This is a genomic window from Streptomyces sp. NPDC017246 (assembly GCF_044331325.1).
GTDB lineage: Bacteria > Actinomycetota > Actinomycetes > Streptomycetales > Streptomycetaceae > Streptomyces.
In genome coordinates, this window is the sequence record NZ_JBIRMW010000031.1 from 22,324 (window position 1) to 35,194 (window position 12,871).

Annotated in this window: 4 protein-coding genes, 1 tRNA gene and 1 rRNA gene; 1 reads left to right on the top strand and 5 read right to left on the bottom strand. The window is 70.9% G+C overall.

All coding sequences use genetic code 11. The annotated features are described in order from the left end of the window. Positions 1–237: 237 nt before the first annotated feature. From ACH4MY_RS37665 to ACH4MY_RS37675, 3 genes are all read right to left on the bottom strand, one after another. On the bottom strand, positions 238–3,063 hold the full coding sequence (locus ACH4MY_RS37665; RefSeq protein WP_398009299.1) for a DNA translocase FtsK: 2,826 nt from the start codon (positions 3,061–3,063) through the stop codon (positions 238–240). Positions 3,064–3,200: 137 nt separating this feature from the next. Further along, entirely contained in the window at positions 3,201–3,875 is a 675-nt protein-coding gene (locus ACH4MY_RS37670) for a two-component system response regulator (RefSeq protein ID WP_306328141.1), read from the bottom strand. A gap of 327 nt (positions 3,876–4,202) precedes the next feature. Next, positions 4,203–9,686 carry a HAMP domain-containing protein gene (locus ACH4MY_RS37675; protein ID WP_398009301.1) on the bottom strand — a complete coding sequence of 1,828 codons (5,484 nt, stop codon included), beginning with the start codon at positions 9,684–9,686 and terminating at the stop codon, positions 4,203–4,205. A 269-nt stretch (positions 9,687–9,955) separates the two neighbouring features. On the opposite strand from ACH4MY_RS37675, the gene ACH4MY_RS37680 reads away from it, so the two are divergent. Then, entirely contained in the window at positions 9,956–12,601 is a 2,646-nt protein-coding gene (locus tag ACH4MY_RS37680; RefSeq protein WP_398009303.1) for a SpoIIE family protein phosphatase, read from the top strand. Positions 12,602–12,697: 96 nt separating this feature from the next. On the opposite strand, the gene ACH4MY_RS37685 is transcribed toward ACH4MY_RS37680, so the two are convergent. Both ACH4MY_RS37685 and rrf read right to left on the bottom strand, forming a co-directional pair. Beyond that, positions 12,698–12,773 (bottom strand) — tRNA-Thr (locus tag ACH4MY_RS37685). A 4-nt stretch (positions 12,774–12,777) separates the two neighbouring features. Continuing rightward, positions 12,778–12,871: ribosomal RNA gene (gene rrf, locus ACH4MY_RS37690) — 5S ribosomal RNA — on the bottom strand; the annotation flags it as partial.

The window sequence follows — 12,871 nt, forward strand, 5'->3', positions numbered from 1 at the left end:
ATGGGTGGTACGAAAGGGTGGGGCAACCGGGCGGGTGCTGTTTGTACGCCATGAGGCTGGGACATCCTTCTGTCCCTCCGCTCAACTTGACGAACGGCCAGGGGAAACGGTTGCCCTCCGTTCCCTTACGAGTGAGTCTCGGCCCGGTCTCGATCGGGTACCCCGCTCCCCGGCCGCTACTCCCCGGCCACTCCTCCTGTCGCGCCCCGCCGGCTCCCGGAGGCGCGACTCCTCCACCTACGCCCCGGACTCCCCGCGGATGACGGCGAGCACATCGTCCAACTCGTCGGGCTTGACCAGCACGTCCCGCGCCTTGGAGCCCTCGCTCGGCCCGACGATGTTCCGCGACTCCATCAGGTCCATCAGCCGGCCCGCCTTCGCGAAGCCGACGCGCAGCTTCCGCTGGAGCATCGACGTGGAGCCGAACTGCGTGGAGACGACCAGTTCGGCGGCCTGGCACAGCAGATCGAGGTCGTCGCCGATGTCCTCGTCGATCTCCTTCTTCTGCCGGGTCCCGACGGTGACGTCCTCCCGGAAGACCGGGGTCATCTGGTCCTTGCAGTGCTGCACGACGGCCGCGACCTCGTGCTCGGTGACGAAGGCGCCCTGCATGCGGACGGGCTTGTTGGCGCCCATCGGCAGGAACAGACCGTCACCCTTTCCGATGAGCTTCTCGGCGCCCGGCTGGTCGAGGATGACGCGGCTGTCGGCGAGCGAGGAGGTCGCGAAGGCGAGCCGGGACGGCACGTTCGCCTTGATGAGACCGGTGACGACGTCCACGGACGGCCGCTGGGTGGCGAGGACGAGGTGGATACCGGCGGCGCGCGCGAGCTGCGTGATGCGCACGATCGAGTCCTCGACGTCCCGGGGCGCCACCATCATCAGGTCGGCGAGCTCGTCGACGATCACCAGCAGGTACGGATAGGGGCTGAGCTCCCGCTCGCTGCCCTCGGGCAGCTTGATCTTCCCGTCCCGGATCGCCTGGTTGAAGTCGTCGATGTGCCGGTAGCCGAAGGCCGCCAGGTCGTCGTAGCGGAGGTCCATCTCCTTCACCACCCACTGGAGCGCCTCGGCGGCCCTCTTGGGGTTGGTGATGATCGGGGTGATCAGGTGCGGGATGCCCTCGTACGCGGTGAGCTCGACCCGCTTGGGGTCGACGAGGACCATCCGGACGTCCTCGGGGGTCGCTCTTATCATGATCGAAGTGATCAGGCAGTTGATGCACGAGGACTTGCCGGAGCCGGTGGCCCCGGCCACCAGGACGTGCGGCATCTTCGCCAGGTTGGCCATCTCGTAGCCGCCCTCGACGTTCTTGCCGAGCGCCACCAGCATCGGATGGTCGTCCTCGGCTGCGGCGGCGAGCCGCAGCACGTCGCCGAGGTTGACCATCTCCCGGTCGCTGTTCGGGATCTCGATGCCGACCGCGGACTTGCCGGGGATCGGCGAGATGATCCGCACGTCGGGCGAGGCCACGGCGTACGCGATGTTCTTGGTCAGGGCCGTGATCTTCTCGACCTTCACGGCGGGGCCGAGCTCGACCTCGTACCGCGTGACCGTCGGCCCCCGGGTGAAGCCGGTGACGGCCGCGTCGACCTTGAACTCGGTGAAGACGTTGGAGAGGGAGTCCACCACGGCGTCGTTGGCGGCGCTGCGCGTCTTGCCCGGCCCGCCCCGCTCCAGGAGGTCGAGCGACGGCAGGGAGTAGGTGATGTCGCCGGACAGCTGGAGCTGCTCGGCCCGGGTCGGCAGATCGGTCGGCTCGGGCGCCGGCTTGGTGAGATCCGGTACGCCTCCGCCGGGCCGCGGGTCTCCCCCACGGGCCGGCGGTACGGGAGCGGCCGGCGCCCCCTTCTCCGCGGCCCGGGCGGCCTCGGCCGCGGCCTTCGCGGCGGCCGCGGCGGCCTTCCGGTCGGCGGTGACGTCCCTGGTCAGGTCGGCGACGACCGGGGACGGCGGCATGCCGTTGAGCACCGCGCCGTCGAGCGCGGCGGCCGCGGCGGCGGCGACGTCCACCGGATCCAGACCGTGGTCGAAGTCGGCCGGCCCGGCCGTCCGGCGGGGCGAACGGCTCCGCCGGTCCAGCATCTCGGCCTCGGCCCGGTCCACGTCGTACGGGTCCGCCGGACCGCGGCGCCGTACGGGCCGGGCGGTCCGGGACTGCGGCCGGGCGTCCCGCCACTCCTCGTCGTACCCCTCGTGGTCCTCGTAGGCCTCGGCCTCGGCCGGGTCGTGGGCGGGTTCGACGAGGCCGAGCCTCGCGCCGAGGGCGCGCAGCCGCTGCGGGATCGCGTTGACCGGGGTGGCGGTGACCACGAGCAGCCCGAAGACGGTGAGCAGCACCAGCATCGGTACGGCGAGGACCTCGCCCATCATGAAGACGAGGGGCTGGGACGCGGCCCAGCCGACGAGGCCGCCCGCGTCCTGCATGGCCTCGCTGCCGTCGCCGCGGCCCGGTGAGCCGCAGGCGATGTGCACCTGGCCGAGGACGCCGATGACGAGGGCGGAGAGGCCGATGACGATCCGGCCGTTGGCCTCGGGCTTCTCCGGGTAGAGGATCAGCCGGACGCCGATCCCGGCGAGCAGCAGCGGCACCAGCAGATCGAGCCGCCCGAAGGAACCCGTGACCAGCATCTCGACGAGGTCGCCGACGGGGCCGCGGAGGTTGGACCAGGTGCCCGCGGCGACGATGAGCGCGAGGCCGAGCAGGAGCAGCGCGAGCCCGTCCTTGCGGTGGGCCGGGTCGAGGCCCTTGGCGCCACGCCCTATCCCCCGGAACATCGCCCCCACCGCGTGGGCGAGGCCGAGCCAGGCGCCGCGCGCGAGCCGGTAGACGCCTCCGGTCGGGGACGGCGCGGGCCGGGGCGCGGCCTTCTTCGCCGCCGGCTTCCGCGCGGGCGGGCGCTTGGCGGGCGCGGCATTCTTGGCCGGCGCCTTCTTGGCGGGCGGCTTGGCGGGGGACTTCGCGGGTGCCGCTTTCTTCGCGGCGCCCGCCGTACGGCCGGCGCGCGGCTTTGCGGTGCCCGCCGTGCCCTGGGAACCCTTGCCGGACGTACGTGAAGCCATGATGCCGAGGTTACCGGTGTGAGGACCGGCTGTCCGCCTCACCCGTTCGTGTCGCCCGTGCCGGGGTGCCGGGCTGACGTCGCATCACGCCCGCTCCCGGCGGATCAGGACGGTCCGGAAGCCTCGGTGACGGTATGTCAGCCCTGGGCCGGCAGCGTCGGCGCGGCGCCGGTGCCCGGCTCCAGCGCGTCCAGGGCCCGTCGCAGCCCCGTGAGCTTGCGCTCCAGATGCGCGGCGGTGGCGACGGCCGCCGCGTCGGCGGAGTCGTCGTCGAGCTGCTTGGACAGCGCCTCCGCCTGCTCCTCGACCGCCGCGAGACGGGCCGAGAGCTCGGCGAGCAGACCTGCGGCCTCCTTGCCGTGACCGCCCTCGCCGCCACCCTCCAACTGCAGCCGCAGCAGCGCGGCCTGCTCGCGCAGCTTGCAGTTCTTCATGTACAGCTCGACGAAGACGGAGACCTTGGCGCGCAGCACCCACGGGTCGAACGGCTTCGAGATGTAGTCGACCGCCCCGGCCGCGTACCCCCGGAAGGTGTGGTGGGGGCCGTGGTTGATGGCGGTGAGAAAGATGATCGGAATGTCCCGGGTCCGCTCGCGCCGCTTGATGTGCGCGGCGGTCTCGAATCCGTCCATGCCCGGCATCTGCACGTCGAGCAGGATGACCGCGAAGTCGTCCGTCAACAGCGCCTTGAGCGCTTCCTCCCCGGACGATGCCCGCACCAGCGTCTGATCGAGCGCGGAGAGAATGGCCTCCAGCGCCAGCAGATTCTCCGGCCGGTCATCGACCAGGAGGATCTTGGCCTTCTGCACCATGCCCCGTCCTCCTCGCCCCGGCAACGGCTCTCCCCGGCTCCCCGAACCGGGGGTAGCACCGGGCGCCGCCCCAGAGGACGACTCTCTGACGCCGTCCGTCCTTGTGCCGGTCATCGTAGCCGCACCCCGCCCGTCGCCACACCCTGTCACCGCGATGTCACTGTGCACGTACCGGAAACGCGGTGGGAGACCAGAAGGTTCCCCGTATCCCGACCTCTCACACCCCCCTGGCGACAGTCCGTCAGAGGGGGCCGGAAGCCCGTGCGGCGCCTCCTGGCGGGCCCGTGGCGCGGCGTCGCTCCCCCGCGCCCCGGACCCGCCGCGGAGTCACTCGCCCCGCATCCACTGCTCCATGACGGACAGCAGGTGATCGGGGTCGACCGGCTTGGTCACATAGTCCGAGGCGCCGGACTCGATGGCCTTCTCCCGGTCGCCCTTCATCGCCTTCGCCGTCAGCGCGATGATGGGCAGCCCCGCGAACTGCGGCATGCGCCGGATCGCGGTCGTCGTCGCGTATCCGTCCATCTCCGGCATCATGATGTCCATCAGGACGATCGTCACATCGTCGTGCTGCTCCAGGACTTCGATGCCCTCCCGCCCGTTCTCCGCGTACAGCACCGCGAGACCGTGCTGCTCCAGGACGCTGGTGAGGGCGAAGACGTTACGGATGTCGTCGTCGACGATCAGCACCTTCTCGCCGGAGAAGTTGAAGGTACGGCGCGGCTCGGCCTCCACCTCCTGCTCGACCCGGTCGGCCGCGACCTGCTCGCCCGGCTGACCCGGCACCGCCGTCCGCGCCCCGGTGGCCTCCGCCGCGGCCTTCCGCCGGTGCCGGAACAGCGCCCCGGCCCCGGACCGCGCCTCCGTCCGTACGGGCGGCGGCGGGAAGTGCGGGAACGGGTGGACGGCCACGGCCGCCCCCTCGACGCCCTGCGGCGGATCGTCGACGTCCTGCGGCCCCTGCCCGAAGGCGCCCGCCGGAAGCTCGGTCGGGCTCAGCGGCAGATAGAGCGTGAACGTCGAACCACGACCCGGCTCGCTCGCCGCGAAGATCTCGCCGCCGAGCAGCCGCGCGATCTCCCGGCTGATCGACAGACCCAGACCCGTACCGCCGTACTTCCGGCTGGTCGTGCCGTCGGCCTGCTTGAACGCCTCGAAGATGACCCGCATCTTGCTCGCGGCGATCCCGATCCCGGTGTCGGTGACCGAGAACGCGATCAGATCGGCCTCCGGGTCGCGCAGCGAACCGGCCTCCAGGAGCTGCTCCCGGATCGACTGCGGCACATCCACGCCGGCCGGCCGGATCACCAGCTCCACCGCGCCCGTGTCGGTGAACTTCACCGCGTTGGACAGCAGGTTGCGCAGCACCTGGAGCAGCCGCTGCTCGTCGGTGTGGAGCGTGGCCGGCAGCTCGGGCGAGACCCGCACCGAGAAGTCGAGCCCCTTCTCCGCCGTGAGCGGCCGGAAGGTCGCCTCCACGTAGTCGACGAGCTGGACGAGCGCGATCCGCGTCGGCGAGACGTCCATCTTGCCCGCCTCGACCTTGGACAGGTCGAGGATGTCGTTGATCAGCTGGAGCAGGTCCGAGCCCGCGCCGTGGATGGTCTCCGCGAACTCGACCTGCTTCGGCGTCAGGTTGGTCTCGGCGTTGTCGGCGAGCAACTTGGCCAGAATCAGCAGCGAGTTGAGCGGCGTGCGCAGCTCGTGCGACATGTTGGCGAGGAACTCGGACTTGTAGCGCATGGAGACGGCGAGCTGTTCGGCCCGCTCCTCCAGGACCTGCCGGGCCTCCTCGATCTCGGTGTTCTTCACCTCGATGTCGCGGTTCTGCCGGGCGAGCAGCTCGGCCTTCTCCTCCAGCTCCAGGTTCGAGCCCTGGAGCTCCTTCTGCCGGTGCTCCAGCTCGGCCGAGCGCTCCTTGAGCTGCTCGGTGAGCTCCTGCGACTGCTGGAGCAGCACCTCGGTCTTGGTGTTGACGCTGATCGTGTTCACCGTGGTGGCGATCAGCTCGGCGAGCTGGTTGAGGAAGTCCCGCTGGATCTGGGTGAAGGGCTGGAACGACGCCAGCTCGATCACCCCGAGGACCTTGCCCTCGAAGAGCACCGGAAGCACGATCACATGCGCCGGCGCGGCCTCGCCGAGCCCGGAGGAGATCTTCAGATAGCCCGGCGGCACATTGAGCTGGATGGTGCGCTTCTCGTCGGCCGCCGTCCCGATGAGGGTCTCGCCGGGGCGGAACGAGGTCGGCATGGAACCGGTGGAGTAGCCGTAACTCCCGCGCATCCGCAGCTCGTACGAGCCGTCGCCCTCACCGACGAGTTCGGCGTCGCTGTGGGCGAAGCCGGTCGGCATCGCCACGAAGAAGGCACCGTGCTGGGCCGAGACCACCGGCGTCAGCTCGCTCATGATGAGCGAGGCGACGTCGTCCAGGTCCCGCCGGCCCTGCATGAGGCCGGAGATCCGGGCCAGGTTGCCCTTGAGCCAGTCCTGCTCCTCGTTGGCGAGGGTGGTGTCGCGCAGGTTGGCGATCATCGTGTTGATGTTGTCCTGGAGCGCCTGGATCTCGCCCGCCGCGTCGACACCGTCGATCTTGAGGTTGAGGTCGCCCCGCGTGACCGCCGTGGCGACCGCCGCGATGGCCCGCACCTGACGGGTCAGGTTTCCGGCCATCTCGTTCACGGACTCGGTCAGGTCCCGCCAGGTGCCGTCGACGTCCCGGACGCGGGCCTGACCGCCGAGGATGCCCTCCGTGCCCACCTCGCGGGCCACGCGCGTGACCTCCTCGGCGAAGTTCGACAGCTGGTCGACCATCGTGTTGATGGTGTTCTTCAGCTCCTGGATCTCGCCCCGGGCGTCGATGTCGATCTTCTTGGTGAGATCGCCCTTGGCGATGGCGGTGGTGACGGCCGCGATCTGGCGCACCTGTCCGGTGAGGTTGGAGGCCATCGAGTTCACGGACTCGGTGAGGTCCTTCCAGGTGCCCGAGACACCCGGCACCCGGGCCTGGCCGCCCAGTTCGCCCTCCGTGCCCACCTCGCGCGCGACACGCGTGACCTCGTCCGCGAAGGACGACAGGGTCGTCACCATCGTGTTGACGGTCTCGGCGAGCTCGGCGACCTCGCCCCGCGCCTCGACCGTCACCTTCTTCGTCAGATCGCCGTTGGCGACCGCCGCGGAGACCCGGGAGATGTTCCGCACCTGGCTGGTCAGGTTGTTGGCCATCAGGTTGACGTTGTCGCTGAGGTCCTTCCAGGTGCCGGTGACCCCGCGCACCCGCGCCTGACCGCCGAGGATGCCCTCCGTACCCACCTCGCGGGCCACGCGCGTGACCTCGTCCGCGAAGTTCGACAGCTGGTCGACCATCGTGTTGACGGTCGTCACCAGCTCCAGGATCTCGCCCCGGGCGTCGACGGTGATCTTCTTCGACAGATCGCCCTTGGCGACCGCCGTCGTGACCTCGGCGATGTTCCGCACCTGGATGGTGAGGTTGTTGGCCATGAAGTTCACGGACTGCGTGAGGTCCTTCCAGGTGCCGGAGACACCCTGCACCTCGGCCTGCCCGCCCAGGATGCCCTCGGTGCCCACCTCGCGGGCCACCCTGGTCACCTGCTCGGCGAAGTTGGAGAGCTGGTCCACCATCGTGTTGAGGGTGTTCTTCAGCTCCAGGATCTCGCCCCGCGCGTCCACGTCGATCTTCTGCGACAGGTCACCCCGGGCGACCGCCGTGGCGACCTGCGCGATGTTGCGCACCTGGGTGGTCAGGTTCCCGGCCATGCCGTTCACCGAATCCGTCAGGTCACGCCACACACCGGCCACACCCGGCACCTGCGCCTGACCGCCCAGCCGCCCGTCGGTACCCACCTCGCGGGCCACCCGGGTCACCTGGTCGGCGAACGCGGAGAGCTGGTCGACCATCGTGTTGATGGTGTTCTTCAGCTCCAGGATCTCGCCCCGCGCGTCCACGTCGATCTTCTGCGACAGGTCACCCCGGGCCACGGCCGTCGTCACCTGCGCGATCTGCCGCACCTGCGAGGTCAGGTTGCCGGCCATGAAGTTCACCGAGTCGGTGAGCTCCCGCCAGCGCCCCGAGACGCCGTCCACCCGCGCCTGACCGCCGAGCCGGCCCTCCGTGCCCACGTCCCGGGCCATCCGGGTCACCTGGTCCGCGAACGACGACAGCTGCGACACCATCGTGTTGACGGTGTTCTTCAGCTCCAGCATCTCGCCGGCCACGTCGACCGTGACCTTCTGCGACAGATCGCCGTTGGCGACCGCCGTCGTCACCTGCGCGATGTCCCGCACCTGACCGGTCAGGTTGCGGAAGGCCGTGTTCACCGAGTCGGTGAGGTCCTTCCACGTCCCCGCGGCCCCCGGCACCTCGGCCTGGCCGCCCAGCAGACCCTCGACGCCGACCTCCCGGGCCACCCGGGTCACCTCGGAACCGAAGGCAGACAGCTGGTCCACCATCGTGTTGACGGTGTTCTTCAGCTCCAGCATCTCGCCGGCCACGTCGACCGTGACCTTCTGCGACAGGTCACCGTTGGCGACCGCCGTCGTCACCTGCGCGATGTCCCGCACCTGCGTGGTGATGTTCCGGAAGACGGTGTTGACGGAGTCGGTGAGGTCCTTCCAGGTCCCCGCCGCCCCCGGCACCTGCGCCTGGCCGCCGAGCAGACCCTCCGCGCCGACCTCGCCCGACACCCGGGTCACCTCGTCGGCGAAGATCCGCAGCGTCTTCGTCATCTGGTTGATGGTGTCCGCCAACTGCGCGATCTCACCGCGCGCCGACACCCGCACCTTCTGCGACAGGTCGCCGTTGGCGACCGCCGTCGTGACCTCGGCGATGCCCCGCACCTGATTCGTCAGGTTGCCGGCCATCGTGTTGACGGAGTCCGTGAGGTCCTTCCACACACCGGCGACCCCGGCCACCTCGGCCTGACCGCCGAGCTCGCCCTCGGTGCCCACCTCGCGGGCGACCCGGGTCACCTCGGAGGAGAACGACGACAGCTGGTCCACCATCCGGTTGACGGTGTTCTTCAGCTCCAGCATCTCGCCGGCGACGTTCGCCGTGACCTTCTGCGACAGATCACCGTCCGCGACCGCCGTCGTGACCAGTGCGATGTCCCGCACCTGGGCCGTCAGCCGGTTCGCCATGGTGTTGACCGAGTCCGTGAGGTCCTTCCACGAACCGGACACCCCGCGCACCTGCGCCTGACCGCCCAGCTTGCCGTCCGTACCCACCTCGACGGCGACCCTGGTCACCTCGGAGGCGAACACGGACAGCTGGTCCACGAGATTGTTGGCGGTCCGCGCGACCTTCAGGAACTCCCCGCGCAGCGGCCGTACCGCCCCGTCGGCACCCTCCGAACGCAGATCCATCCGCTGGTCCAGATCGCCCTCGGCCACCGCCGAGAGCACCCGGCCCACCTCGGACACCGGCCGCGCCAGATCGTCGACGAGCGCGTTCGCGGCCTCGATCGCCGCCGCCCACGCCCCCTCGACGGCCCCCGCCTCCAGGCGCTCGGACAGCTTGCCCTCGCGCCCCACCACCCGGCGGACCCGCGACAGCTCCCCGGTCACATGCATCTGTCGGTCCGCGACCTCGTTGAACACGGCGGAGATCTCCGCCATGACCCCGTCGCCGGACACCGTCAGCCGCCTGCGGAGGTTCCCGTCCCGCATCGACACCAGCGCACCCAGCAAGCGCTCCAGCGCCGCCGCGTCCACCTGTACCGTCCCCCCACGGGAACGCCCGCCCCTCGTGCGCGTACCGCTGCCTCCGCCGCGTCGCGCCGCCGTGCCAGGTTCCACCGTGTCCCTCCCGAAAGGGGTCGACCGTACCGCTACGACTTCCGCCGGTAGCCTGCCCAGTGTTTCACCGCCACCGAACCAGGCGATAACAGTTCGGCAGCTTCGTACAGCGTCCCTACCCCCTGGGGACGGATTCAGCGATGACCGGCCTCCGCTCGGACAGTGAAGGTAAGTAACCTGGCTTCCGACTGTCCAACCGCCCCGGTCCGCCCGGCGGGGGCGGTGTGGTGCGTGCACGACCACCGGGCAGCGGGAGGGACAGACCGAGCATGGCAGAGCCGGGCGTCGAGACGCGTACGAGGAGTGCTGTGATCACCGCGCGGGCGACTGCCAGCTTCGAGCCCGTCGGGCGGTCCGTCGCGGCCGCCCGCGCCTTCGTCCGGGACACCCTCCAGGGCTGGGGTCACCCCGAACTCGTCGACGACGCCGTCGTCCTCACCAGCGAACTCGTCACCAACGCCGTCATCCACGCCGGCACCTCCGCCGAGGTCCTGTGCCTCCGCGCCGAGGACAGCATCCGCGTCGAGGTCGCCGACCGCTACCCCGAGCGCGAGATCCCCGTCCAGAGCGGCCGCACCCTCGGCAGCCCCGACCGCGAGAACGGCCGGGGACTGCTGCTCTGCGCCGCCCTGGCGCACCGCTGGGGCGTCGACTACTCCCCCACCCGCAAGCATGTCTGGTTCCATCTCGACCTCGCCCAGCGCCCGGTCGGCACCCGCTCCGCGGGCCCCGTCCTCCCCGACGCGCTCCTCCCGGTCACCGACAGCCGCGTCCGCGTGGCCGTCGTCCAGATCGACCGCGGCGGAGCCATCTCCGCCTGGAACGAGGACGCCGAGGAACTCTTCGGATACGACTCCGAGCAGGTCACCGGCAAACCGCTCGGCGACCTCGCCGCCTGGCCCCACACCCCCGGCATCGGGACCGGCCTCGCCGAGGCCCTCCGTCTCTCCCGCTGGGAGGGCAGCTACGGCATCCGCTGCGCCGACGGCCGGGTCATCCCCGTCTACGCCGCACACCTCCGGGTCCGCGACGCCCAGGGCGAACCCTCCACCGTCTGTCTCCTGGTGCGCGAGCACGAGCGGGCCGTCCTCCAGACCCCGCAGCGCCCCGCCGCCGAACCGGGCTCCGAGAGCCGCGCCGTCGACCCCTTCGAGGTGTTCATCGGCTCCCCGGCCCCCGACGACCTCGACGGCCTCCTGCAGCGCACGGTCGAACGCGCCCGTGACATGCTCGACGGCGACGCCGCCTTCCTCCTCCTCGCCACCGACGACGAGACGGAACTCGAGGTACGGGCGACCACCGGCCTCCCGGCCGCCCGCCAGCGCTTCGCCCGCGTCCCCGTCGAGACCGGCGCCAGCCGCTACGGCTCCGCCCGCATGCCCGCGGTCCACGAGGACCTGGCGGCCGTCACCGGCGCCGTCCCGCTCCTCGAGGGCACCGGCATGCGCTCGGTGGTCACCGTCCCCCTCAAGGTCGAGGGCCGGCTCACCGGCTCCCTGGGCGTGGCCGCCGAGACCGCGAACCGCTACTCCAACGAAGAGGCCCTCCGCCTCCAGTTCGCCGCCGACCGCATCGCCCTGGCCGTGGAGTCCGCCCGCCTCGGCGAACTCGAGCGCCTGCGCCGCGGCTCCCTCAGCTTCCTCGTCGAGGCCTCCGACCTCCTGGCGGGCACCCTCGACCGCGACCAGACCCTGGCCCTGATGGCCCAGATGACGGTCCCGACCCTCGCCACCTGGTGCGCGGTCTACACGATCGCCGACCAGACGTCCGACCCGTACCTCTCGTACGTGCTCCACGAGGACGAGGACCGCATCGACGGCCTCAAGGACCTGCTCTCGTCCATCGCCCCGCCCGACCCGGTGCCGACCCCCGGCGCCCGTGTCTGGTCCGCGCCGGGCGACGCCGCCCACCGGGCCGCGCTCACCGCCTCGGTCCGCGCCCTCGACCACCCCACGAGCCCGCTGTCCTCCGGCATCGACACCACCCTGGCCACCGCGAGCGCGGTCGCCGGCGAGACGGTCGTCCTGCCGCTGGTCGCCCGCAACCGGGTCATCGGCATGCTGACCCTCGGCAGGCCGTCCGAGGACCACTTCCGCCAGGAGATCCTGGAGCTCGCCGAGGACCTCTCGCGCCGGGCCGCCCTCGCCCTGGACAACGCCCGCCTGTACTCGGAGCGCATGGCGATCAGCCAGTCCCTCCAGCGCAGCCTCCTCCCGCCCGGTCTCCCCGAGATCCCGGGCGTCGAGGTGGACGTCATCTACCGCGCGGCCGGCGAGGGCAACGAGGTCGGAGGCGACTTCTACGACCTCTTCCCGATCCGCGACGGCGCCTACGGCTTCGCCATCGGCGATGTGTGCGGTACGGGCCCGGAGGCCGCCGCCGTCACCGGCCTGGCCCGCCACGCCCTGCGCCTGCTGGCCCGCGAGGGCTTCGGCGGCCCCGCCGTCCTGGAGCGGCTCAACGCCGCGATCCTCGACGAGGGCGCCCGCAGCCGCTTCCTCACCCTCCTCTACGGCGAGATGCACCCCCAGGAGGACGGCTCCGCGATCCTCAAGGTCGTCTGCGCCGGACATCCCCTCCCGCTCCGCCTCCGCCCGGACGGCTCGGTCAGCCCCGCGGCGGAACCCCAGCCGCTCCTCGGCGTCATGGAGGACCTGGAGCTGTACGAGGAGACCATCACGCTCGACCCGGGCGATGTCCTCCTCTGTGTCACGGACGGTGTGACGGAACGCCGTGAGGGCACCCGCATGCTGGGGGACGACGGCCTGGCCGAGGTCCTCAAGACCTGCACGGGCCTGACGGCCGGCGCGGTGGCCGCCCGAGTCCTCCGGGCGGTGGAGCGCTTCGCCCAGGCCCCGGCCTCCGACGACATGGCCATCCTGGCGATGCGCCTCCGCGAGCCGGACGACCGCTGACGATCCCGGCGATCCCCGAAAGGGGATCGCCGGCCCCGGCTCCGACGCCCCGGAAACGCAAAAAGGCCCCCGCCTCAAGGCGGGGGCCTTCTTACTTGGAGCCCTTTAACGGAATCGAACCGTTGACCTTCTCCTTACCATGGAGACGCTCTACCGACTGAGCTAAAAGGGCGGGTGTTCGGCGGCGTCCTACTCTCCCACAGGGTCCCCCCTGCAGTACCATCGGCGCTGAAAGGCTTAGCTTCCGGGTTCGGAATGTAACCGGGCGTT